Here is a 22860-nt window from a genome sequence, read left to right as displayed (position 1 = left end):
TTACTTGCGGCGGCGGGCCCGCAGGACCGTGCCCGCCGCCGCCGCGATCGCCAGGGCCACCCCGGCGATCACCGCGCGCGGGATCGGGCGGCTGCCCGGTTCGCGGGTGGTCAGTTGTTCCTTAGTCTCGGCGGCGGCCTCGGCGACACGGGCCGCGGTCTCCGCCGTGGTCTGTTTGATGTGCGCGACGCCGGTCGTGGGAGCGGCATGCTTCGGATGCTCCTCCCCGCCGGCGTCGCCACCGCGGATCTCCTGCGTCTTCTCGATCGCCGCGGCCTTGACCTGCTGCGTCTTGTCCGCAGCCGTCTCCTTGACCTGCTGGGTCTTCTCGACGGCGGTGTCTTTGACCTGCTGGGTCTTCTCAGCGGCGGTGTCTTTGACCTGCTGCGTCTTCTCAGCGGCGGCCTGCTTGACGTCGGCGGCCTTGGCCTTCGCCTCGTGTGCCTTCTCGGCGGCGACCTGCTTGACCTCGCCCGCCTTCTCGGCGGCGGTCTGCTTGACGTCGGCAGCGGTCTGCTTGACCTCGCCCGCCTTGGCCGCGGCGGCCTCCTTGGCGCGGACCGCGGCCTGCTTGACCTGCTCGGTCTTCTCGGCGGCGACCCGCTTGGCCTGCGCCTTCACGTCCGCCTTGGCGGCCAGGGCGGCCGCCGTCTCGGCCAGCTCCGCCCGCGTCTCGGCGATCTCCTGCTTCACCTCGTCACGTGACCTGGTGTCGCTCATGCGTGCCGTCCCTCCCGGATCGCGCCCTTGACCGCCTCGACGTCGCGCTTGCCGCTCTCCATGGCCGCCTTCGGCTCCGGCGGCAGCGCCTGCTTGACCTGGTTCTTCCCGATCAGCGCGGCCACACCGGCCGCCCCGAAGAGCACCACGGTCACGATCAGCGCCGCCACCCAGACCGGCATGACCAGCGCCAACAGTGCCCCGATGGTGACCAGCAGCGCCCCGACCCCGTACAGCGCGACGACCCCGGCGCCGCCGAGCAGCCCCGCGCCCGTGCCGGCCCGCTTGCCCTTCTCCACCATCTCCATCCGGGCGAGCGTCAACTCGTCCCGGACCAGCGTCGACACCTGTTCGCTCAGCTGGCTGACCAGCTGCGCGGTGGGCTGTTGCTCGGTATGCGTCGTCATCAGTGAGCTCCCTTCAGTCTCGGAGCCCACTTACCCCCACCACGATCAGGTAACCAACAAATGCCCTGCTAAGACCCGATTTCACTGACCTCGGCGAACGGGCGGTCGTCCCACCACGTGGCGTGGATGATGAAGCTGTGGTTGGTCTCGTTGAAGTAGACCGCCAGGTTGTCCGGTGAGTCCTGCACCTTCTGAACGGCCCAGCCGTCGGCCGGGGTCGCGGTCACCAACTGGACCACTCCCTTCGACGTCATCCGGATGACCGCCTGGCCACCCTCGACCTTGAAGGAGCGGACGTACGTCCGTACGCCGTCGGCGCCCGTGGTGACCGTCCAGCCGTCCTCGGTCGTGGTCGGCGGCGTCGTGGCGGTAGTGGCCGTCGGTGGGGTGGTCGTCGGTTTGGCCGGCTCCTTCGTCGGCGATTTCGTCGTTTTCGTGGGGCGCGGCCGCGTCGTCGTCGTGGTGGTGGTCGGAGCCGCCGTGGTCGGGGCGGCGGGCGTGGTCACGCTGGGCAGTGGGGCCGGGAAGCTGCTCGTGTCGGCCGCGGGCAGCGCGGCGAGCGCGCTGTCCTCGGGCGCCGAGGTCCGCAGAACCGGGAGCAGCGCCACCGAGGCCAGCACGATGCTCGTGGCGGTGGCGGCGAGCCAGCCCACGATCGGTGTCCACCGGGAAGATCGCACGGCGACCATAATCGCACCTGCCCCTATGGTGTACGCCATGGCGATGATCCTGCTGGTCGAGGACGACCGCATCATCACGGCCGCGCTGTCCCGGGCCCTGACCGATGCGGGGCACGTCGTGCGGCCGGTCGGACGGGCCACCGAGGCTCTCAAAATTGTCACCGATGAGCGTCCTGACCTGGTCATTCTCGATCTGGGGCTGCCCGACATCGACGGCACGGACGCGTTGCGGATGATGCGATCGGTCTCCGATGTCCCGGTGATCGTGGCGACCGCGCGGCGGTCCGAGGCCGACATCATCCAGCTGCTCAGTGCGGGCGCCGACGACTACGTGACCAAGCCTTTCTCGGGCGGGCACATCCTGGCCCGGATCGCCGCCGTGCTGCGCCGGGCACGGAGCCAGGCCGAGGAGCAGCCGACCGCGATCACCGTGGGCGACCTGGTGATCAACCCGCGGCAGCGCCGGGCCGAACTGGGCGGGCAGCCGTTGCAGCTGACCCGGCGGGAGTTCGACGTGCTGGCCTATCTGGCCGAGCGGGTCGGGCAGGTGATCAGCCGGCGGGAGCTGATGAACGAGGTCTGGAACCAGGCCCGGATCGGCGAGGAGCAGACGATCGACGTCCACATCTCCTGGCTGCGCCGCAAGCTCGGTGAGACCGCGGCCAAGCCGCGCTTCCTGCATACCGTGCGCGGGGTGGGCGTGATGATGGTCGACCCCCGATGAGGTGGGCGCTCAACCGGCTCGCGCTCGCGATCACGTCGATGGTCGCGCTGGCGTTCCTGGTGCCGCTGGCTGTGGCCGTACAGCAGATCGCTCATGATCGTGCCGTCAGTGACGCCCGTCAGCAGGCGACCTCGCTGGTCACCGTGCTCGGCGTGGATGCCGACCCGACCCTGTTGACCAACGCGGTGGCCAGCACGACGGCCGGTGGGGCGGGTCGTATGGCCGTACATCTGCCCGATGTCGCAGCAATTGGTTTCTCCCATTTGTCGGATGCGCAAATCTCGATCGTGGCTCAGGACCGAAAGTCCGTTCTGGCGCCGGCTCCGGACGGGGTGGCGTATCTCCAGCCGACCGTGCTGACCGACGGCCGCACGGTGGTGGTCGAGGTGTACGTGCCCGACTCGGAGATGCGGCGCGGGGTCTGGACGGCCTGGTTCGTGCTCGGCGGACTGGCGATCGCGCTGGTCGCGGGCTCGACGCTGCTGGCCGACCGGCTCGGCAGCCGGCTGGTGCGGGCGACCCGGGAGCTGGCCGGATCGGCCCGGCGGCTCGGTGGCGGCGAGCTCGGCACCCGGGTCAAGCCGGACGGGCCACGCGAGTTGCGGGAGGCGGCGACCGCCTTCAACGCGATGGCCGACGACCTGCGCAGCCTCATGGACAAGGAACGTGAGCTCGCGGCAGATCTTTCACACCGATTGCGTACGCCTCTGACGGCGCTCCGCCTCGACGCGGAGGCCATGCCGCCCGGCCCCATCGGGGAGCGCATGCGCCAGGCCTGCGACCTGCTCGACGAGGAGCTCGAGGCGATCATCAAGGGCGCCCGGCTCGGGGTGGAGGCCCGTGGCCGCGAGCAGACCGATCTGGTCGAGGTGCTGGCCGACCGGCTGGCGTTCTGGTCGGTGCTGGCCGAGGACCAGGAACGGCCGTGGGAGGTCGTCGGCGGTGACGAGCCGGTCATGGTGACCATCCCGCGCAGCGAGCTGATCGGCGTGGTCGACGCGATCCTGGGCAACGTCTTCTCGCACACCCCGGACGGCACGGCCTTCCGGGTCAGCGTCTCGGCGGCCGGGCTGCTGGTCGACGACGCCGGTCCCGGCATCGCTAACCCGTCGCGGTCGGTGCAGCGCGGGGTGAGCGGGGCCGGCTCGACCGGCCTGGGCCTGGACATCGTGCGCCGCGCGGCCGAGGAGGTCGGCGGTCAGCTCGTGGTGTCACGGAGCCCGCTCGGCGGGGCCCGGGTCGGCATCTTCCTGCAAGCACCCGATCGTGGTCGCCGTCTGGTTTCATGATCCTTTCCGGTGCCTTTAAGGCTCCGTTATGGCAGCTCCTCATAGCGTTCCCGCCGTAAATGCCGGGACGACATCGACGGAGAGAGCTGACATGCGCAGGAAGATCGCCTACCCACTGCTGGCCCTCGGTATGACGGCGGGTGCGACTCTGACGGTTGCCTCGCCCGCCCTGGCGCACGGATACGTGTCCTCACCGCCCAGCCGCCAGGCGCTGTGCGCGTCGGGGGCGGTGTCGGACTGCGGGCAGATCCAGTTCGAGCCCCAGTCCGTCGAGGGACCGAAGGGCTTGAAGTCGTGCGATGGCGGGGTATCCCAGTTCTCGGTGCTGTCCGACGAGTCGAGGAACTGGCCGGCCAAGGCCGTCGGCTCCTCGGTGAACTTCAGCTGGGTGCTGACCGCGCGGCACAAGACCTCGACCTGGGAATACTTCATCGGGGGTACGAAGGTCGCCACGTTCGACGACGGCGGCGCGCAGCCGGCGGCGGTCGTCAATCACACCGTCGACCTGTCGAAGTTCCCGGGCCGGCAGAAGGTTCTCGCCGTCTGGAACATCGCCGACACCGCGAACGCCTTCTACAACTGCGTCGACCTGAACATCGGCGGGTCGTCCTCATCGACGCCCACAACAGCACCGACGACCAGCGCCCCGACGACTGCGCCTACTGCAACCACGCCTACCAAGGCGCCCACGACAGCTCCCGGTACGACAGCTCCAACGAAGCCGACCGCGACCGCCACGACCGCTCCTCCGGCGGCCGGCGGAGCCGCGTGGGCCCCCGGCGTGTCCTACAAGATCGGTGACGTCGTGACCTACAACGGCGTGCGCTACCAGACCCGCCAGGCGCACACGTCGATCGTCAGCTGGGAGCCGTCGATCTACACCCTCGCGCTGTGGCTGCCGCTGTGAAGCGCCGTCTGATCGCCATCGCGTTGGTCGCGCCGTTCGTCCTCGGGGCGTGCGGCACGGCCAAGGAGACTCCCGCTCCGCAGGGCAAGACCGTGTCGGCCGAGGCCGTCGCCGAGATCAAGGCGGGCGACGAGCACAACGAGACCGACGTGATGTTCCTGCAGATGCTGGCCTACCACCAGAAGCAGGGGCTCGAGATGACCTCGACCGCGGTGAAACGGGCGCAGAACCCCGAGCTTCGCACGCTGGCCCAGGCCATCCAAGCGACCGAGAAGGACGAGCTCGCCATGATCCAGTCGTGGCTCGCCGGCTGGGGCGCCAAGACCACGGCCGACACCGCGGCCAGCCTGCACGCCGACCACGGCGGCCTGCCCGGCACCGGTGCGGCCGAGATCAAGGCGCTGAGCACGGTGAAGGCGTCCGAGTTCGATACCGCGTTCCTCAACCTCTTCCTGGCCCATCAGCACCAGGCCATGGAGATGTCGAAGATCGAGGCCACCGGCGGCCTGAACGCCGAGGCCAAGAAGTTCGGCGAGCGGGTCAAGCAGTCCCGGCAGGGCGAGATCCAGCAGATGCTGAAGTTGATGAACGGGTAGTAGCGTGAAACCGAAAGGCGGCCTGGCGGGGCCGCCTTTTCGGCATTCATGCCCGCAATGACCGAATCAAACGTACGTTATGTGGGTGTTAAGTCCACTTTGTTCATCTTTGCTGGTGGCGGTCTCGCTCGCGGCGCCCGGCCCCGGCGGCTGGGACCACGCCGGCTACGACGCCGAGGACAGCTACTACAACCCGGGCGAATCCGTCGTCAGCGCCGGCACCATCGGCGGCCTCACCCCGCGGTGGTCAGTAGCGCTGCGCGAGAAGCCGGGCGCGTGCGGCGGCCCGTCGGCACCCCTGTTCAGCAGCGGCAGCGGCCCGTCGGAGTTCCACGTCAGCTCCGGTACCGGAGGCCCGTCGGCATTCCCCGCCCGCGCGGACGGCGGTCCGTCAGCGTCACTCGCCCGTGCGGGCGGTGGTCCGACGGCGGCCCTCAGCAGTGCGGGCGGTGGTCCGTCAGCGGCCCTCACTAGTGCGGGCGGCGGTCCGTCGGCGGCCCTCACTAGCGCGGGCGGCGGTTCGTTGGCATTCCCCGCCAGCGCCGGCCGCGGCGGTCCGTCGGCGTCCCGTTTGGGTGGCGGGGATGGCTCGGTCATCGCCACGGACGAGCGGGGCATCTCGTCCTATCGGGCGATGACCGGGCGCCTCGCCTGGCGATTCGACTGGGAAGACCCGGACGATTCGACCACGCCCTCGATGGCCGTTTCAGATGGCGTACTCGTTGCCGCGAACAGCGACTGCAACTCGATGAGCGACCCCGACGGCCGGGTCGTCGGCCTCGACCTGGCGACCGGGCGCGTCCGGTGGCGGATCGCGTCGCCGGTGCCGGTGGCCTCGTTCGTCGTCGACAAGGGTGTGGTCGTGATCTCCGGCGGCTCGCCCTCGGACGAGCAGGTGACTGTCGCCTATCGCGCGACGGATGGCCGCGAGCTGTGGCGCAAGCCCCTGTGCGAGGCCTCCGGCGTCTCCGCGAACGGGCGGTTGTTGCTGGTCAAGGGCAAGACCACCACGGCCGTGACGATCACCTCAGGTATTGCTTCTTGGAGCAAAGAGCGCATTTGGTACGCCGAGAGCGCCACCCCGTCCGCCGACAGGTTCCTCGTTTCGGACGGTACGGCGCTGACGGCCGTCCGCGCCTCCGACGGCGCGCAACTCTGGACGGCCGAGGGCAAGCAAGGCTCGTTGATCGCGACCGACGGCCGCCGCGTGTACCGGTCGGCCGAGCGCACGGTTGAGGCCCTCGACCTTCGCAACGGCCGGCGCCTGTGGTGGCGGCAGCTGCCGGCGATCGCCGGGCAGCCGATGCGGGCCGGCGGGCTGCTCTACACGGGCGGTCCGGTGTTGAACGCGGCGACCGGCCGGACGGTGGCCACGATCGAGGGCTTTCAGATAGTGAAGAACGGGTGGATCTTCTCGGTGGCCGGGAACCGTCTGTCCGGTTTGCGGCCCGAGTGACGAACCGGCCGCAGGCCGGTGAGGAGCTTTCGTTGCAGCTACCTGGTCGCTGCGGCGGGTTCTAGCAAATGTGCTGGTGGCTGTGGCCGCGTACATCTGAAGCCCTGGGGTTTACAACTCCGCTGGTTGCGTGTTGGTAGTGCGGCTCGATTAGGCCGAAGCGGTTCGGGGTCGCTTCCCGAACAGGCAGGCGGCGCCGAGGGACGGCGTCGCTTTCCTGTGGGGGTGCCGCCGTTTTGGCTCCGATGTTCGCGCTGCTGCGAGTCCGCAACTACCGTCTCTGGGCCGCCGCCGACCTGGTCTCGGTGGGCGGCACGTGGATGCAGGTGCTCGGGCTGAACTGGCTCATCCTGACCGCGACCGGCTCGGCCGCCACGATGGGCCTGGTCGTCATGCTCCAGGCCCTGCCCGTGCTGCTGCTGGGCAGCTGGGGCGGCGCCCTGGCCGACCGCCTGCCGGCCCGCCCGTTCCTCATCGCGTTTCAGATGGTGCGAGCGCTGCTGGCCGTGGCCCTGCTCTTCGCCTCCTCCTCCCAGAACTGGATCATCTACGCCGTCGCCCTGCTGTCCGGCGTGATCAGCTCCTTCGAGGGCCCGATGCTGGGCCGCTTCGGCTCGGCCCTGGTCCCGTCCGACCAGCTCGGCTCGGCCCTGGCGCTGGGCTCGGTCCTGAGCTCGGCCGGCCGCATCGGCGGCATGGCGCTGGGCGGCGTCCTGGTCGGCATCACCGGCCCGTCGGCGCTGTTCGCCATCAACGCGGTGTCGTATCTCGCGGTGGTCGGCGCGCTGGCGCTCATGCGTACCGGAGAAATGCGCCATCTGAACAGCGCCCCGGCATCGTCGCGCGGCATCGTGGCCGGCTTCCGCTACGTCCTGTCCCAGCCGGCCGTGCTGATCGTCCTGGCCCTGTCGTTCGTGCTGGGCTCCCTGGGCCGCAACTACCAGGTGTCGATGGCCGCGATGGTCGCCGGCCCGCTGTCCGGTTCGTCGGGTTCCTACGGCCTCCTGTCCACGGTCTTCGCCGTAGGCGCCGTCGCCGGCGGCCTGCTGCTGGCCGGCAGCGGCCGCTCCACCCTGCGGGTCCTGCTGGCCACCGGCTTCTTCATCAGCGTGCTGCAGTTCTGCTCGGGCCTGGCCCCGAACGTCCTGGGCTTCGCGGCACTGATCCTCCCGATCGCGGCCGGCGCCGTCATCTTCGACACGGTCGTCTCGACCCGCATCCAGCTCGACACCCGGGAGGAGATGCGAGGCAGGGTCCTGGCCACCATGGGCTTGGTGTCGTCGCTGTCGGGAATGGTCGGCGCCCCGGCCGTGGGTTGGCTGTGCGACGTCATCGGCCCGCGTGAGGCGCTGCTGCTGGCCGGCGCGGTGACCACGATCGCGGCGGTGGCCGGCGCGCTGGCCCTGGCCCGCGTCAAGGGCTACGCCCTGACCCTGTCCCCGACCATCTTCCGCCGCCCGGCGGAGCAGCCCGCCTAAAGCAAACGCCGCCCGGTCAGGGTTACTGACCGGGCGGCGTTTGCTTTAGGCGACAGCGGCGGCGAATGCTGCGAAGAGGTCACCCGACAGCGGAATGTGCAGCTTCCAGGTGACCGCCATCGGACGCTCGCCTTCATGACTGACGTAGGTGGCTGGGCCCAGGAACCAAAATGCGCGCTCATCGGTGTTCTCGCGAGCGAAGAGCAGAATGTGCCGATCCATCGACGCATGCTCCTGGTAGCGACGGCCGGTCGGGCTGTTCGCCGACGTCAGCGATTGGCTCTCCCAGTGGATCAGCTCCGGGCTGATCGCGTAGTCGCGGTAGCGGGTCGTGGGCGAGAAGTCCCCGCTGGTCTTGTCGAGCGTGAAGGCCAGCAAATCCGCCCCGACCGTCGAGGCGTCATAGACCCCCTCGCGCCACTCCGGAGTCTTGGCGGTCACATCGTCCCGAACCGCTGCCAACATCTCGATCCGGGTGTAACGGCTGTGCACCTGGAGCGGGACTTCCGGCAAGGCGTCGTAAGCCAGGTGACTCGGCGCATCGTGCAGCGTGGCCATCAATTCGCGTGCCTCGACCAACACCTGCGGATGCGCCCAAACCAGGTCGACCGCCTCCTGCATCGACTGCTGCTTGCTCAACACCTGATTGCCGAGGTTCGCGACGAGCATGCGGAGTAGGCGACGTTCGGTCGTGCTCATCGTGCTGACGTCGGGTCGATCCGCTAGGAGGCGGACGTAGCCGTCCAGGCGCTTGCGGTCGTCGACATGCAGCATGCGGCCGACTGCTCGACGGAGTGACTGCTCATGCGGCCCGGCCGGCTGGACCGGAAGACCGGCGTTCTCCAGCATCTCGGACCACGTGTGGTTACTGGCATAGACGTCGGACAGCTCGAGACCCGTCTCGCGCAGGTAATCGCCCAGCGAAACCGCGCCACGAGCCTGGTGCAAGGCCCGAAGTTCGTGTACCTTCGCCGGCCACTTCGAGGGAACCGCCTCGCGGACGTTCCGCAGCACAATTTCCTGCGCAACCTTGTCGAGTTCCATGTGGCAGCCGGGTGGAAGGAACGGGAAGCCCTCCTCGATGGCGTTCTCCAGGTCGAGGCGAGTGCCGCCGAGCAGAGCCCGGTAGCGCCGGTCGAACCGGAACTCGCGTCGATGCTGCCCGACGAAGTCGAGCACCGTGCAGAAGGTCTTTCCCTGAGAAAGGCGAAGCCCACGGCCAAGCTGTTGCAGAAAGAGGGTGGCGCTGTCGGTGGGTCGCAGCATCAGCAGCGTGTCCACGGCGGGGATGTCCACACCTTCGTTGAACAGGTCCACCGAGAAAACGACCTGGATCTTGCCGGCTTCCAAGTCGGTGAGCGCCTGTACCCGTTCGGCCGTCGGTGTGTTTCCCGAAATGGCAACGGCCCGAAGGCCGATCTCCTCGAACTGCGCGGCCATGTGCCGGGCGTGCGCGACGCTGACGCAGAAACCCAGGCAGCGGATCGAGGTGACGTCATCAACGTGGTCGGTGAGCTGCTGGAAGACCAGACGAGCCCACGAGCCGTTGGCGATGTACTTCTCGGCGAGCGCCTCGGTGTCGTAGCCGTGCCCCCGCCGCCACGGAACGTCCGTCAGGTCGACGCCGTCATGGATGCCGTAATAGACGAAGGGCGCGAGCCGGTGCTGTTCGATGGCATCCCACAGGCGCAGTTCGGCCGCGATCCGGTCGCCGAACCAATGCAGGATCGGCAGACCGTCGGCCCGCTCCGGAGTGGCGGTCAAGCCGAGCAATTCGCGGGGCTTGAGCTTCTTGAGGAGGGCCTCGTACGAGGGCGCGGCGGCGTGGTGGAACTCGTCCACGATGACGACGTCGAAGTGGTCCTCGGCCAGCACCTCCAGCCGCTTCTCGGTGAGGTTCTGGATCGAGGCGAAGACGTGGTCGAACGCACTCGGTCGGTCATTGCCGACCCACAACTCGCCGAAGGCGTGGTTGCGCAAGGCATGCCGGAAGGTGGCGCGGCTCTTGCTCAAGATCTCTTGGCGGTGAGCGACGAACAGAAGTCGCGCCCTGGGCAGACGCTGACGGAGTCGCGCGTAGTCGATCGCGGCCATCACGGTCTTGCCGGTGCCGGTGGCCGAGACAAGGAGGTTGCGGTGATGGTCGTTGCTTCGTGAGAGCTCGATGAGCTCCAGAAGGCGTTCCTGAAATGGCTCAAGGCGGATCTCGACCGGGCTGAGGGTGAAGGTGTCACTCCTGTCGGATTGCCGCATCCGGTCGAGCGACTCCTGGAACTGCTCCTTGGTGTACGGGATGAAGTCTGCACTTGCCCAGTAGCTGTCGAAGACCGCCCTGATCTTGTCGATTACGTCGAGGTTGCGGGCCGCCGAGACGCGAACGTTCCACTCCATGCCGGCGTTCTGCGCCGAATGGGTCAGGTTGGAGGAGCCGACGTAGGCGGTGCTGAAGCTGCTATTGCGGTGAAACAGCCATGCCTTGGCGTGCAAGCGTGTGAAGGACGTGTCATACGAAACTCGAATGTCGGCGCCGAGGTTGGCGAGCTCATCCAGTGCGGCGGCCTCGGTCGACCCGGTGTACGTGGTGGTGAGGACTCGCAGCCGGCGACCGCGCTCGGTGTGTCGACGCAGCGCCGGCAACAGCCGTCGGATGCCACTCTTGCGGACGAACGCCATCACGACGTCGATGGCATCGGCCGACTCGATCTCGCGCTGTACCTGACTGCCGACCGTCGGCTCACCCCGCGAATTGGTCAGCAGGGTGGTGTCGAGAAGCGGGATGAGCGGTGACGCCGGTACGTGCTCCGAGCGATCCGGCAGCCATTCCGCGATGGCCGTGAGCACCTGGCCCGGCGCTGCTGCCCGATCGGCCGTGACGCCCGCCTTCGGTAGCCGTCCATTGAGCGCATCAGTGAGCAGTTGTGCCACTTCGATACCAACGGCCACGCGTTCGTCCTGACCCACCGAGTCGAGGGCGCGGAGGACCTGGCGGGCTATCAATTGCGCAATGCGATCGGAGGCATCGGCCGGTCGAAGACCCTTCGTTTTGACGAGTTGAGGGTCAAGGTCCCGAAGTGCGGTGAGAAGTGAATCGGTAACTACCGTCTCGTACAGTCCCGCGGAGAGCTCGTCTGGCACCGCGACAGTCTGCACGATCACGTACCGCTCCGAGGCGCCTCGCCGGGTCGGATAGCGTGAGCAGGGCACACCGACTTGGCTAAGGGGAGCACGTGGAGCTGTTGCACTCGGGGAAGATCCGGGAGATCTATGCCGACGGGGAGGACCTTCTTCTCGTCGCGTCGGACCGGATCTCGATCTATGACGTTGTGCTGCCTACGGCTATCCCGGACAAAGGGAAGATCCTCACCCAGCTGTCGCTGTGGTGGTTCGAGCAGCTGAGTGATGTCGTGCCCAACCACATCATCTCCAGCACTGACGTGCCCGCGGAGTGGGCCGGCCGTGCTGTGCGGTGTGAGCGGCTCGACATGGTCATGGTCGAGTGCATCGCTCGGGGCTATCTGGCCGGGTCGGGGCTCAAGGACTATCAGCGGGACGGCGCCGTCTCCGGTGTGGCGCTTCCGCCGGGGCTGATCGAGGGGTCTCAGCTTCCTGAGCCGATCTTCACGCCCAGCAGCAAGGTGCCGCCGGGGCAGGGGCACGACGAGCCCATGACCTACGAGGAGGTCGAGGCGAAGCTGGGGGCCGAGCGGGCCGCCGAGCTCAAGCGGATCACCCTCGAGGTCTATCGGCGGGGGTCGGAGATCGCCGCCGCCAAGGGGATCATCATCGCCGACACCAAGATTGAGCTTGGGGTGACCAAGGACGGGTCGCTGAAGTTGGCCGACGAGCTGCTCACCCCTGATGCCGCTCGGTTCTGGTCGGCCGACGAGTGGAAGCCGGGTGGGACGCAGCGCTACCTCGACAAGCAGTTCCTTCGCGACTGGGCCACCCACAACACCGACTGGGACCGCACCGCGCCGGGGCCGGTGATTCCGGACGAGGTGGTCGAAGCGACCCGTAACCGGTACGTCGAGGTCTATGAGCGGCTCACCGGGGAGAAGTGGCGCTAAGCGTGCTTCCGCGTCGCCGTCCACCACATCGGTGACGGTGCGGTGCCGTTGCGCTTGTTGTACAGGTACGTGCCGTAGCCGACGGCCAGCGTGGCCATCAGCACGCCCGTCCAGCCGCCGAAGACGATGCACAGCGGTGCGATCGTCCACAGCAGAACCGCCATCGCCGTGCGCAGCCGGCGCCTGGGCCGGCTCATCCGGTCCACGCGCCGGCAGAAGCGTGGGTCCTTCTCGCGCAGCTGGGTCACCAAGCCGTCGAAGGCGGCCTTGTCAGTGGGATCGAGCACGGCTGACCACCTCCGAGGGGGATGCCGGACGCCGGCATAGATACCCGCCACCCTGTGCCCAAAAACGTACGCTCCGTCACGTGGCACACCTACGATCGACGTGTGGATTACGGTCACCCGCTCGAATTCGGGACGTTCATCACTCCCGTCAACAATCCGCCCAGGGCCGCTGTCGCTCGTGCGCAGCTCAGTGAGCAGCTCGGCTTCGACCTGGTCACGTTCCAGGACCATCCGTACCAGCCGGCGTTCCTCGACACCTGGACGCTGCTGACCTGGGTGGCCGCACAGACCGAGACGATCCATCTGGCCGGCAACGTGTTCAACGTGCCGATGCGGCCCGCCCCCGTCCTGGCTCGAGCCGCCGCCAGCCTCGACCTGCTCTCCGGTGGGCGGCTCGCGCTCGGTCTCGGCGCCGGCGCCTTCTGGGACGCCATGGTGGCCATGGGCTTCCCGAGACGTACCGCCGGAGAGTCGGTGGAGCAGCTGGGCGAGGCCATCGATGTCATCCGGGAGCTGTGGAACGAAGCCGACACCAAACAGCTGCGGTACGACGGCACGTACTACCAGCTGGCCGGAGCCAAGCGCGGGCCGGCGCCGGAACACGAGGTGCCGATCTGGGTGGGCGCCTACAAGCCGCGGATGCTGCGCCTCGTGGGGGCCAAGGCCGACGGCTGGTTGCCGTCACTGTCGTACCTCAAATCGGGTGATCTGGCCCGTGGCAATGAGCTCATCGACGAGGCGGCCACGGCTGCCGGCCGCGATCCGCGGGAGATCCGGCGGCTGCTCAACATCGGTGGGCCGGGCAAGTCGCCGGAGGAGTGGATCGGTGAGCTCGTCCCGATGGCGCTGGAGAACGGCGTCGCGACCTTCATCCTCGGCACCGACGATCCGCAGGAGATGCAGCGCTTCGCGGCCGAGGTGATTCCGGCGGTGCGGGAGGCGGTCGGGCGGGAACGCGCCCGGGAAGGGGTGACGACCGGGCCGGTGCGCAGCGCCGCGGTGCTCGCCCAGCGGCGCGACGACATCGACTACGACGGTCTGCCGCCTTCGCTGTCGGCCGTCGAGCCCGGCGATTTCGGGTACGCCAAGGTGCGCTCCACCTACATGCGAGGAGGCTCACCGGGTCTCGTGATCCAGCCGCGCGACGCCGGGCAGGTGGCCGAGGCGCTCGCCTTCGCCCGCGACCAGGACGTTCCGCTGGCGGTCCGCAGCGGCGGGCACGGCATCAGCGGACGGTCCACCAACGACGGTGGCATCGTCATCGACCTGTCGTCGATGCGGGAGATCACCGTGCTGTCGGCCGAGCATCGCCTGGTGCGGGTCGAGGCCGGCGCCCGCTGGAAGGACGTGGCGGCCGTGCTGGCGCCGCACGGGTGGGCGCTGAGCAGCGGCGACTACGGCGGCGTGGGTGTGGGCGGACTGGCCACCGCCGGCGGCATCGGCTGGCTCGCCCGCGAGCGCGGGCTGACGATCGACCATGTCCGGGCGGCCGAGATGGTGCTCGCCGACGGGAGCCGCGTCCGGGTCAGCGACGAGGAGAATCAAGAGCTTTTCTGGGCCGTACGGGGTGCCGGCGCCAATTTCGGCATCGTGACGGCGTTCGAGTTCCAGGTGGACGAGATCGGCGATGTCGGCTTCGGCCAGTTCGTGTTCGAGGCGTCGGACCCGGCCGGGCTGCTGCGGCAGTGGGGCGAGGCGATGGAGGCGGCGCCGCGCGACGTCACCACCAACCTGATCATGGGTCCGCCGCGCCGGGGACAATCGCTGGCCCAGGTGTACGGGGTGGTCGACGCCGTGAAGCCGGAGACCATCATCGAGCGGTTCACGCCCATCGCGCAGATCGCGCCGCTGCTCGACCAGCAGGTGCAGCTGGTGCCGTACGCCGGGGTCATGAATGTTCCTGATGCCACCCACGAAGGGCAGGGTGAGCCGGTGGCCCGCTCCGGCCTGATCGACCACCTGACGCCGGACTTCTGCGAGGCGGTGGCCGACCTGCTGGCCTCCGGGATCGTCTACTTCTTCCAGGTGCGATCGGTTGGTGGAGCGGTGGCCGACGTGGCCGAGGACGCGACCGCCTATTCGCACCGATCGGCCAACTTCTCAGTCGTCGCTTTCGGCTCTTCAAAGGACAAATTGGATGAAAAGTGGGCAGCTATGGCGTCCCACTTCCGGGGTCTCTATCTCTCTTTCGAGACCGACCAGAGCCCCGAACGTGTGCACGAAGCGTGGCCGGAAAAGTCGCTGGCCCGGCTGCGGGCCCTGAAGAAGCGGTACGACCCGGCCAACGTCTTCCGCGACAACTTCAACATCGACCCGGTTGGATGACACACGAAAGAGCACTCGCCCGCGGGGGCGAGTGCTCGGGTGTGCCGGTGCTCAGGAGCGGCTGGACACGGTCGCGGCGTGGGAGACGCCGCATGTGGGGCACTGGTTGTTGGTCTGGCGGAGGCGCCAGCCCAGCCACACGCCCGACAGGAGGCTCAGCAGGCCGACGACGGCGGCGACCGTGACCGCGCCGGTCATGCGGCCGAGTGGCGCAGCGGAAGACCGGACTGGGTGTAGAGGCTGCCGCGGCCGGGGAACGGCTGGCGGCGGTCGACCGCCGGGTCTTCGGACGAGCGGGCCGTCACGTAGGGCGCGGTGAAGGTGTCGACGCCGGTGCCCAGGTGGGCGCCGGGGCGATAGGTGACGGTCACCGCGCGAGGCGAGGCCGCCTCGATCACGCCGGCGCGCCATCCGTCGCGGTAGACCCACACCCGGTCGGAAGGGTGGTAGCTGTCGGCGGGCGCGACGTCCGCCGGGTCTCGCTGAGGTGGGGCGATGGTGGGGGTAGCGGTCGGTGCCGTGGACATCGAGTGGACCCTCCCAGATCTCGCCGGACGCGGTGCCAAGCCCCCGCATCGGCCGAGAAGCCGAACTTTCAGCACGCTCTGTCAGCAATCGGTGCGTGTCTGTCAGCTATCATCCTCGCCGACAGGTGCGTTCGCAAGGCCGGATGCACGTGCATCCGGCGGGGGCGAATGCTCCGGGCGTTGCGCTCGGCGTGTTTCGCCATGGAGGATCTCCCCCTTAGGATGCTTGGGGACTGCGGCCGGCAGCCCACACACAGCTATGACGAGGAGTCAGGTGAGCGCGGGTACGCAGCAGGAGGAGGCGCCGGGAACCGGCCCTACAGTCCTGCGCATCCTGCTCGGCACGCAGCTGCGCAAGCTCCGCGAGGCCAAGGGGATCACCCGTGAGGACGCCGGGTGGGAGATCCGGGCCTCCGGCTCGAAGATCAGCCGCATGGAGCTCGGCCGGGTCAGCTTCAAGGAACGGGACGTCAACGACCTGCTGACCTTGTACGGGGTCAAGGACGCCAACGAGCGTGAATCGCTGCTCGTCCTGGCGCGGCAGGCCAACAACCCGGGCTGGTGGCAGCAGTTCAGCGACGTCATGCCGGGGTGGTTCCAGTCCTATCTGGGCCTCGAGGCGGCGGCCACGCTGATCCGGACGTACGAGATCCAGTTCGTGCCGGGTCTGCTCCAGACGGCCGACTACGCCCGCGCGGTGATCATGCTGGGGCACGCGGGCGTCACCCCGGAGGAGATGGACCGCCGGGTCGAGCTGCGCCGGCAGCGTCAGGCCATCCTCGACCGGCCCGGCGACGCGCCGCAGCTCTGGGCGGTGATCGACGAGGCCGTGCTGCGCCGGCCCATCGGCGGCATCGACGTGATGCGGGCCCAGATCGAGTTCCTCATCGAGGCGGCCAAGAAGCCGAACGTACGGCTTCAGATCATCCCGTTCCACGCCGGTGGCCACGCCGCCGCGGGCGGGCCGTTCGCGATCCTGCGCTTCCCCGAGCCGGAGCTGCCCGACGTCGTCTACGTCGAGCAGCTCACGAGTGCGATCTATCTGGACAAGCGCGAGGACGTCGACCAGTACGCGATGGCCATGGAGCGGGTCTGCATCGACGCCGAGCCGCCCAACCACACGCCGGAGATCCTCGGCAAGCTGCTGCACGAGATCGGCCGACCGGCCTGACGGGCTTTTTTCGGGTTTCACACTAGAGGCGTACGAGCTGCAGTCTCGTACGCCTCTAGTTTTTGGTCTTTTGACCGTTCGAGGTCTCAGGCGAGCAGGTTGTCGAAGTCGCCGTCGCGAACTCCGCCCAGGAACGCCTCGATCTCGGCCGGGGTGTAGATCAGGGCCGGGCCCTCGGGGTCCCGAGAGTTGCGCATGGCCACGTCACCGTTCGGGAGAACGGCAGCCTCGACGCAGTTGCCGCTGGGGTTGCTGCGCCGGCTCTTCTGCCAGGTGACACCCTCCAACTGCCCGGCGGGGATGCCGTTAACCGCGTGCGTCATGTGAAGCTCCCTTGGTTGGCTCCGGTCGGGGATCGTCCGGAGACAGATGCTCTCCTGTGTGCAATCAATGCCTCACACGTTGTGCAAATGCACGTGCATTTGGCCTTGCGTACTCACGGGATTGTGAGCATGATAACGCACGTACGCACACTCTTGGGGGTCACTAAGGGTGACATCTTTGAGTGACGGATCGGTCGCGGAAACGGCGTCTGCGGCCTCGGCGCGAGGCTCCTTGGCGGGGGCGTCCGAGCGAGAGGTACCACAATGTCCGTTCCCAACATCGGCCCTGAGCACTTCGACCAGGGCGACCCCGAAGGGGTCGAGGGATCACGCCGGGGCAACCCGGCTCCGCTCTATCGAGATGAGACGGTGACCGACGACGTGACCGCGGCGTCGACGCGGGCAAGCGCTGTCACGCACCGTTTTGGGGGGATCAGGTATGCCTTGTCCCGCCCCGGCGCGACAGCGGCCGACCCGCGGCCGTCTACTGAGGAGGATGGTTCCGACAGCCGTGAGTGATCGCGCCCGCCACCGTCGCGGTGACGCTCGAGACGCCGTTGAAGGGGCGCCTCACGAGAGCGATCACTCGCTGTCGGCAACGGCACGGCTCGATTACGCCCCGTGTGCGCCACTCGGTCGCCGGAGGCCGCTCGCCGAGGCTCGACACGGCGGCCACCACCCCCGCCGGTGAAGACGACCGACAGATTTCTCGTGGAAGCTGGCCAGTGGTTACCCACTATTGGCGAGATGTAAACAACTGAATTCGCGGGTGTGACGCCGTAACACCCGCTCCAGCGCCCCTGAGGGCGCCGCCAGGCTCCGGCCGGGCGGTCCGGTTCCCCCGTGCCGGATCGCTCGGCCGGTTTGGCGTCAGGACGCGCAGGAGACGCGCCGGCCCGGCCGCAGGTCGCGCTTCGCGCGAGACGGCGAGCGAGGAGAGGGCGGCCCGGACGCAGACCGGGCTTTGCGCGAGACGGCGAGCGAGGAGAGGGCGGCCCGGACGCAGACCGGGCTTTGCGCGAGGCGGCGAGCGAGGAGAGGCCGGCCCGGCCGCAGGGCGCGTGAGGGGAGGCCGGCCGCAGAGCGCGCGAGGAGAGGCTGGCCGCAGGGCGCGCGAGGAGACGCAACGTCCGGGCGGTTCGGCCCCGGCGAGGCGCGGCCGAGCACTAAGGGAGCGGTGACGTCGGCAAGGCGCGGCCGAGCACCACGGGAGCGGCGACGCCGACGAGGCCGGCCTTACGGATCGCGGGCGTCGCGCCTAGCGTCGGCGCCGTTCTATGGCTTGCGGGCGACGCCGGCCCAGTAGTAAGCCGCCTCAGGATTGTCGACCGGCTCGTCGGGGCGCCAACTCGAGACCGGCACCAAACCGGGCTCCAAGAGCTCCCAATCGCCGAACAGGCGCTCCACCGCCTCTTTCGTGCGGGCGACCAAGGTCATGCCCGCGCCGGTGGCCGCCGCGACCGCCTCGCCCACCTCTTCGGGGGCGAAGTCGGCCGTCGGGTGGGTGATGGCCATGCAGCTGCCCGACGGCATCGCGTCGCGCAGGGCCGCCACCTTGGACCACGGGTCGTCCTGGTCGGCGATCAGCATCAGGATGGCGATCAGGGTGAGGCCGATCGGCTCGTCGAATCTCAGCGTCTCGACCAGCGTCGGGTCTTTGAGGATCGAGTCGGGGTCGCGGATGTCGGCCGAGATGTATTCGCTGCGGCCCTGCTCCGTGCTGATCATCAGGGCCCGGGCGTGCACCAGCACGATCGGGTCGTTGTCCACATAGACCACCCGGGCCTCCGGGTCGATCTTCTGGGCCACCTCGTGGAGGTTGGGCCTGGTCGGAATGCCCGTGCCGATGTCGAGGAACTGGCGGATGCCTTCCTTCTCGACCAGGTTGCGCGCCGCCCGGTGGACGAACTTGCGGTTTTCACCGGCCATGTAACGCATGCCGGGGATCGCCTTGATCATGGCGTCGCCGACCGCGCGGTCGACCGCGAAGTTGTCCTTGCCGCCCAGCCAGTAGTCGTAGATGCGGGCGGAGTGCGGCACGTTGATGTTCACACCCGGGGGTGCGACTTCGTTCTCCACGGGGTACAGCGTAGCGGTCTTAATTGATCAAGTTGAGTCCCAGCTCAGGCCGCTGCCGCCCGGGTGCCCCGGTGAACCACCCGGTCGCGGCCGGCGTGCTTCGCGGCGTACAGATTGCGGTCGGCCAGGGACAGGAGATTGTCGCTCTCCGTCTCGGTGAGGCCGGCGACACCGATGCTGATCGTGACCGGCAGGCCCCGGGTCAGCGTGCCCCAGTCGTAGCGGCGCACCGCTCGCCGGATGGCGTCGAACTCGGCGGCGGCCTGGTCGACGGCGCGGCCCGGCATCACCATCACGAACTCTTCGCCGCCCAGCCGGGCCACGAACGCCTCCTTCGACACCGCCGCCAGCTCCGTCTCGAGCAGCTTCGCCACCTGGACGAGCACCTGGTCGCCGACGTCGTGCGAGAGCTGGTCGTTGATGCGCTTGAAGTGGTCGAGGTCGATGATCGCGACGACCAGGTCGGGGTCGGTGTCGATCAGGCCGGGCAGCTGTTCGTCGAGGTAGCGGCGGTTGCGCAGCCCGGTCAGCGGATCGCGGCGGGCCTGCTCGCGGAACCTCTCGGCCTCCTGCCGCGCCTCGGCCGTCTCGAACAGGGCCTGCCTCGTGCGGGCCTGCGCCTCACGCTGCCGCGAATGCAGGTTGGTGAAGGCCGAGAAGAAGAGCTTGTGGACCTCGTACGCCTGGGCGAACTCACCCCGGGCCGCGTGCAACTCGGCCTGCTCCTGGTGCACCCGCACCAGCACGTCGGCCAGCTCCCGTTCCACACACAGACTGCGGCAGGCGTCCAGGCTGGCCTGGGCCCGGTCGTACGCCTGAAGGCCGCGCTGGGCCCGGGTGAGCGTCAGCAGATATTCGGGCAGCGCGTCGGCGTCGTCCTCCCGGCCGGCCAGGTGGCGCTCGATGCAGACTTCGAGGGTGTGCTCGGCCTCGGCGTAGCGCCCCCGGCCGATCTCGATGAGCCCGATCGTGTCGAGCAGCGACGCGTCCAGCTCGAAGCCGTGCTCGGCCGCGTGCCGCTGGAGGCGCTGCGCGACCCGCTCGGCCAGCTCGTGGTTGCCGGCGGCGTATTCGGCGTACGCGAAGTTGTTGAGGACCGCGAGCCTCAGGTCCTGCCGTCCGTACTCGATGGCCAGGCGTTCGGCCTGCTCGAAGCGGTAGCGGGCGGCGTCGATGGAGTGGCTGAAGGCCAGCGCGTCGGCCAGCTTGACCCGGTGCCAGACGCGCATGTGGTCGGTGGCGGTCTCGTCGAGCAGCTCGACGCTGAGCACCGCGTGCTCCAGGCACTGGGCCGGGTCGCCGAGGTGGCGGTGGATGTTCGACCAGACCAGGTGGGTGCGGGCGGTGAGCTGGCGGGCGCCGTGGTCGACGGCCCACTGGTGCACCTTCCAGATGCGCTGGGCCGCGCCCGCGACGTCGCCAGCGCGCATCCGCAGGTTGGCCTGGCTGAGCCGGGCCCGGGTGGCGAGCAGCTCGTTGCCGAGCAGGCGGGCCTGGCGCTCGAGCCGGACGGCGCGGTCGAGCATCGCCTCGGCATCCCAGTTGATCTCGTCCTCGAGCTCGAGCAGGGCGGCGGAGAGACTCTCGGCGTCCAACCTGCCACCTCCCCTCCGGCTCCGGCACCATCATCGGCAGCGCGGGCTCGGGAATGAGGATGATCAGCGCTCCGCTTCCGAAGGTTAGCTCTGCGTTAGCCACGAGTTCCACGTCTGCGGACGTGACGATTGTCGCCACCGCTGTAACGAGCCGGATACACAGAGATGCGGCACCCTGCGGGGTGCCGCATCTCTGTCGAGGAGGATCAGCGGGTGAGCGCCTCTTCCTTCTCGGGGGCCGGGGTGGCCGGGGTGTCGACGTCGACCGTGGTCCGCAGCGCGATCGGCTTGAGGAAGGCCGCGGCCACCACGCCGACCACCGCCACCGCCGCCGAGATGAGGAAGATGTGGCCGGTGGCGTCGCCGTACGCGGCCCGGACGATGTGCTGCACCGCGTCCGGCAGGGCCGACAGGTTGAGCGTGCTCACGCTGCCGCCGGAGGAGCTGCCACCGGAGACGCCGGCGTTGGCCAGGTCGGTGGTGATCGTGTCGGTGACCCGGCGGGCCAGGACCGCGCCGAGGACCGAGACGCCGATCGTGCCGCCGAGCGAGCGGAAGAAGGCGACCGTCGAGCTGGCCGCGCCGATGTCCTTCAGCGAGACCGTGTTCTGCACGGTCAGCACCAGGTTCTGCATCGACATGCCGACGCCCGCGCCGACCAGGAACATCGAGGCGCCGACGTACCAGAGCGGGGTGTCGTGGTCGAGGAACGAGAGCCCGGCGAAGCCGATGACCAGGATGATCGTTCCGGCCAGGATGTACGGCTTGATCTTGCCGTACTTGGTGATGAGGCGGCCCGAGATGGTCGACGAGATCAGGATGCCGCCCATCATCGGGATGGTCAGCAGACCGGCCTCGGTCGGGCTGTATCCGCGGCCGACCTGGAAGTACTGGCCGAGGAAGACGGCGCCGCCGAACATCGCCATGCCGACCGCGAGGCTGGCCAGGATGGCCAGTGCGGTGTTGCGCTTGGTCACGATGTCGAGCGGGACGACCGGCTCGGCGACCCGCTTCTCGGTCCAGACCGCGGCGGCCAGCAGGATCAGGGCGCCACCGACCATCGCGGCGCTCTGCCACGAGACCCAGGCGAACGAGCCGTCGACGAACGAGACCCAGATGAGCAGGACGCTGACGCCGGCCGCGATCAGCGCCGCGCCCAGGTAGTCGATCTTCACGTTGGCCCGGCGGATGACCTCGAGGTTCAGGGTCTTCTGGAGGACGACCAGGGCGATGACGGCGATCGGAGCGCCGATGAAGAAGCACCAGCGCCAGCCGAGGCTGCTGTCGACGATCAGGCCGCCGATCAGCGGGCCGCCGACCGTGGCCAGGGCCATGACGCCACCGAGGTAACCGTTGTAGCGGCCGCGCTCCCGCGGCGGGATCATCGCGGCGATCGCGACCTGGACCAGCGCCTGGACGCCGCCCATGCCGAGGCCCTGGAACGCGCGGGCGGCGATGAGCTGCGGAGCGGTCTGCGCGAAGCCGGCGATGATCGAGCCGAGCACGAAGACCACGATGCTGATCTGCACAAGCAACTTCTTGCTGTACAGGTCGGCCAGCTTGCCCCAGATCGGGGTGGAGGCGGTGGCGGTCAGCAGGGTGGCCGTGACCACCCACGTGTACTGGGTCTGTGACCCGTCGAGCGCGCCGATGATCGTCGGCAGCGCGGTCGAGACGATGGTCGAGCTGGCCATCGCGACGAAAAGCACCAGCAGGAGGCCGGAGAGGGCCTCCATGATCTGGCGGTGTGACATGGCGCCCGGTCGGGCGCCGGTGATGCTCGGGGCGCTCATCGCGCAGCCTCCATCAGATCGTCGGTGAAGCGCTGAAGCATCGTCGAGAGGGCGCGTCGCTCCTCGGGTGTCCAGTCGCGCAGGGCATCGGCAAGCTGCCGATGGTGGTGGGTCATGACCTCGTCGAGAACCTCGCGGCCCCGCTCGGTGACGGCGAGGACCGCGGCCCGGCCGTCGGCGGGGTCGGCGGCTCGTTCGACGAGTCCGGCCTTGACCAGCGCCGCCACGGAGCGGCTGACCGTCGAGGGATCGAGGGCACACTCGGCGGCCAGCGACTTCACGTGAGTGCCGCGGCCGGTGGCGATCATCACAAGGGTGCCGAGCGTGCCGGGCGGCACGGCCGCGTCGTGCGGCGCCAGCCTGCTCTTGAACACGCGGATGGCCCTGAGCAATTCCTGCATCTGCGTCAGCAGCGCGTCATCGGTCACGGCCGGCC

General features: G+C 68.8%; 21 protein-coding genes. 9 read left to right on the top strand and 12 right to left on the bottom strand.

The genetic code is table 11. The features are described 5' to 3' along the window. From ACQP2X_RS48320 to ACQP2X_RS48310, 3 genes are all read right to left on the bottom strand, one after another. Positions 1-720 (bottom strand): DUF3618 domain-containing protein, encoded by a 720-nt coding sequence (locus tag ACQP2X_RS48320; RefSeq protein WP_498693033.1) that lies wholly within the window; start codon positions 718-720, stop codon positions 1-3. Beyond that, positions 717-1127 carry a phage holin family protein gene (locus ACQP2X_RS48315; RefSeq protein WP_498693030.1) on the bottom strand — a complete coding sequence of 137 codons (411 nt, stop codon included), beginning with the start codon at positions 1125-1127 and terminating at the stop codon, positions 717-719. The genes ACQP2X_RS48320 and ACQP2X_RS48315 overlap by 4 nt, the downstream gene beginning before the upstream one ends. 68 nt (positions 1128-1195) lie before the next feature. Next, positions 1196-1816: a DNA mismatch repair protein MutL gene (locus ACQP2X_RS48310; RefSeq protein WP_498693029.1), complete on the bottom strand. Its 621-nt coding sequence runs from the start codon at positions 1814-1816 to the stop codon at positions 1196-1198. A 28-nt stretch (positions 1817-1844) separates the two neighbouring features. Here ACQP2X_RS48310 and ACQP2X_RS48305 point away from each other — a divergent pair, with 28 nt between their 5' ends. From ACQP2X_RS48305 to ACQP2X_RS48280, 6 genes are all read left to right on the top strand, one after another. Then, the gene (locus tag ACQP2X_RS48305; RefSeq protein ID WP_498693024.1) at positions 1845-2531 is read left to right on the top strand and encodes a response regulator transcription factor; all 687 of its coding nucleotides are present in this window, start codon (positions 1845-1847) and stop codon (positions 2529-2531) included. Further along, positions 2528-3820 carry a HAMP domain-containing protein gene (locus ACQP2X_RS48300; protein WP_498693022.1) on the top strand — a complete coding sequence of 431 codons (1293 nt, stop codon included), beginning with the start codon at positions 2528-2530 and terminating at the stop codon, positions 3818-3820. Before ACQP2X_RS48305 ends, ACQP2X_RS48300 begins: the two co-directional genes overlap by 4 nt. Positions 3821-3911: 91 nt before the next feature. Beyond that, on the top strand, positions 3912-4727 hold the full coding sequence (locus ACQP2X_RS48295; RefSeq protein WP_498693020.1) for a lytic polysaccharide monooxygenase: 816 nt from the start codon (positions 3912-3914) through the stop codon (positions 4725-4727). Continuing rightward, entirely contained in the window at positions 4712-5323 is a 612-nt protein-coding gene (locus ACQP2X_RS48290; protein ID WP_498693018.1) for a DUF305 domain-containing protein, read from the top strand. The genes ACQP2X_RS48295 and ACQP2X_RS48290 overlap by 16 nt, the downstream gene beginning before the upstream one ends. A gap of 115 nt (positions 5324-5438) precedes the next feature. After that, the gene (locus tag ACQP2X_RS48285; RefSeq protein WP_498693016.1) at positions 5439-6779 is read left to right on the top strand and encodes an outer membrane protein assembly factor BamB family protein; all 1341 of its coding nucleotides are present in this window, start codon (positions 5439-5441) and stop codon (positions 6777-6779) included. 245 nt (positions 6780-7024) lie between these two features. Next, on the top strand, positions 7025-8257 hold the full coding sequence (locus ACQP2X_RS48280) for an MFS transporter (RefSeq protein WP_498701306.1): 1233 nt from the start codon (positions 7025-7027) through the stop codon (positions 8255-8257). Positions 8258-8302: 45 nt separating this feature from the next. On the opposite strand, the gene ACQP2X_RS48275 is transcribed toward ACQP2X_RS48280, so the two are convergent. Beyond that, the gene (locus ACQP2X_RS48275) at positions 8303-11407 is read right to left on the bottom strand and encodes a DEAD/DEAH box helicase (protein ID WP_498693015.1); all 3105 of its coding nucleotides are present in this window, start codon (positions 11405-11407) and stop codon (positions 8303-8305) included. Between the two features lie 77 nt (positions 11408-11484). Here ACQP2X_RS48275 and ACQP2X_RS48270 point away from each other — a divergent pair, with 77 nt between their 5' ends. Beyond that, positions 11485-12324 carry a phosphoribosylaminoimidazolesuccinocarboxamide synthase gene (locus tag ACQP2X_RS48270; protein ID WP_498693013.1) on the top strand — a complete coding sequence of 280 codons (840 nt, stop codon included), beginning with the start codon at positions 11485-11487 and terminating at the stop codon, positions 12322-12324. Here the strand turns inward: ACQP2X_RS48270 and ACQP2X_RS48265 are convergent. Beyond that, positions 12321-12611, bottom strand: a complete 291-nt coding sequence (locus tag ACQP2X_RS48265) for a DUF3040 domain-containing protein (protein WP_498693011.1) — start codon at positions 12609-12611, stop codon at positions 12321-12323. The two genes, ACQP2X_RS48270 and ACQP2X_RS48265, sit on opposite strands and share 4 nt — an antisense overlap. 102 nt (positions 12612-12713) lie before the next feature. Here ACQP2X_RS48265 and ACQP2X_RS48260 point away from each other — a divergent pair, with 102 nt between their 5' ends. Then, positions 12714-14936, top strand: coding sequence for an LLM class flavin-dependent oxidoreductase (locus ACQP2X_RS48260; protein WP_498693009.1), 2223 nt, complete (start codon positions 12714-12716; stop codon positions 14934-14936). A gap of 51 nt (positions 14937-14987) precedes the next feature. Here ACQP2X_RS48260 and ACQP2X_RS48255 read toward each other — a convergent pair whose 3' ends face one another. Together ACQP2X_RS48255 and ACQP2X_RS48250 are read right to left on the bottom strand one after the other, a co-directional pair. Then, a complete protein-coding gene (locus ACQP2X_RS48255) occupies positions 14988-15134 on the bottom strand; it encodes a hypothetical protein (protein ID WP_498693006.1) in 147 nt (48 codons plus the stop codon). After that, positions 15131-15463, bottom strand: a complete 333-nt coding sequence (locus ACQP2X_RS48250) for a hypothetical protein (protein ID WP_245922712.1) — start codon at positions 15461-15463, stop codon at positions 15131-15133. Before ACQP2X_RS48250 ends, ACQP2X_RS48255 begins: the two co-directional genes overlap by 4 nt. Before the next feature lie 274 nt (positions 15464-15737). Between ACQP2X_RS48250 and ACQP2X_RS48245 the strand changes: the two genes are divergently transcribed. Beyond that, on the top strand, positions 15738-16634 hold the full coding sequence (locus tag ACQP2X_RS48245) for a Sco1979 family transcriptional regulator (RefSeq protein ID WP_498655937.1): 897 nt from the start codon (positions 15738-15740) through the stop codon (positions 16632-16634). An 86-nt stretch (positions 16635-16720) separates the two neighbouring features. On the opposite strand, the gene ACQP2X_RS48240 is transcribed toward ACQP2X_RS48245, so the two are convergent. The 5 genes from ACQP2X_RS48240 to ACQP2X_RS48220 form a co-directional block, all read right to left on the bottom strand. Next, entirely contained in the window at positions 16721-16957 is a 237-nt protein-coding gene (locus ACQP2X_RS48240; RefSeq protein WP_097317473.1) for a DUF397 domain-containing protein, read from the bottom strand. 1275 nt (positions 16958-18232) lie between these two features. Then, complete coding sequence (locus ACQP2X_RS48235; protein ID WP_498701304.1) at positions 18233-18997, bottom strand: SAM-dependent methyltransferase; 765 nt, start codon at positions 18995-18997, stop codon at positions 18233-18235. Between the two features lie 83 nt (positions 18998-19080). Further along, complete coding sequence (locus ACQP2X_RS48230) at positions 19081-20631, bottom strand: GGDEF domain-containing protein (protein WP_498693005.1); 1551 nt, start codon at positions 20629-20631, stop codon at positions 19081-19083. A 206-nt stretch (positions 20632-20837) separates the two neighbouring features. Further along, the gene (locus ACQP2X_RS48225) at positions 20838-22424 is read right to left on the bottom strand and encodes an MDR family MFS transporter (RefSeq protein WP_498693003.1); all 1587 of its coding nucleotides are present in this window, start codon (positions 22422-22424) and stop codon (positions 20838-20840) included. After that, entirely contained in the window at positions 22421-22852 is a 432-nt protein-coding gene (locus ACQP2X_RS48220) for a MarR family winged helix-turn-helix transcriptional regulator (protein WP_498693000.1), read from the bottom strand. The genes ACQP2X_RS48225 and ACQP2X_RS48220 overlap by 4 nt, the downstream gene beginning before the upstream one ends. Between the last annotated feature and the right edge of the window lie 8 nt (positions 22853-22860).

Source organism: Actinoplanes sp. CA-131856 (assembly GCF_050956135.1).
Taxonomy (GTDB): domain Bacteria; phylum Actinomycetota; class Actinomycetes; order Mycobacteriales; family Micromonosporaceae; genus Actinoplanes.
This window is presented reverse-complemented; position numbering and strand designations above follow the sequence as displayed.

Coding starts and splice junctions, on each gene's coding strand:
- ACQP2X_RS48310 (WP_498693029.1), bottom strand. CDS start 1,816: ATGGTCGCCGTGCGATCTTCCCGGTGGACACCGATCGTGGGCTGGCTC.
- ACQP2X_RS48225 (WP_498693003.1), bottom strand. CDS start 22,424: ATGAGCGCCCCGAGCATCACCGGCGCCCGACCGGGCGCCATGTCACAC.
- ACQP2X_RS48305 (WP_498693024.1), top strand. CDS start 1,845: ATGGCGATGATCCTGCTGGTCGAGGACGACCGCATCATCACGGCCGCG.
- ACQP2X_RS48295 (WP_498693020.1), top strand. CDS start 3,912: ATGCGCAGGAAGATCGCCTACCCACTGCTGGCCCTCGGTATGACGGCG.
- ACQP2X_RS48250 (WP_245922712.1), bottom strand. CDS start 15,463: ATGTCCACGGCACCGACCGCTACCCCCACCATCGCCCCACCTCAGCGA.
- ACQP2X_RS48320 (WP_498693033.1), bottom strand. CDS start 720: ATGAGCGACACCAGGTCACGTGACGAGGTGAAGCAGGAGATCGCCGAG.
- ACQP2X_RS48280 (WP_498701306.1), top strand. CDS start 7,025: ATGTTCGCGCTGCTGCGAGTCCGCAACTACCGTCTCTGGGCCGCCGCC.
- ACQP2X_RS48315 (WP_498693030.1), bottom strand. CDS start 1,127: ATGACGACGCATACCGAGCAACAGCCCACCGCGCAGCTGGTCAGCCAG.
- ACQP2X_RS48255 (WP_498693006.1), bottom strand. CDS start 15,134: ATGACCGGCGCGGTCACGGTCGCCGCCGTCGTCGGCCTGCTGAGCCTC.
- ACQP2X_RS48240 (WP_097317473.1), bottom strand. CDS start 16,957: ATGACGCACGCGGTTAACGGCATCCCCGCCGGGCAGTTGGAGGGTGTC.
- ACQP2X_RS48300 (WP_498693022.1), top strand. CDS start 2,528: ATGAGGTGGGCGCTCAACCGGCTCGCGCTCGCGATCACGTCGATGGTC.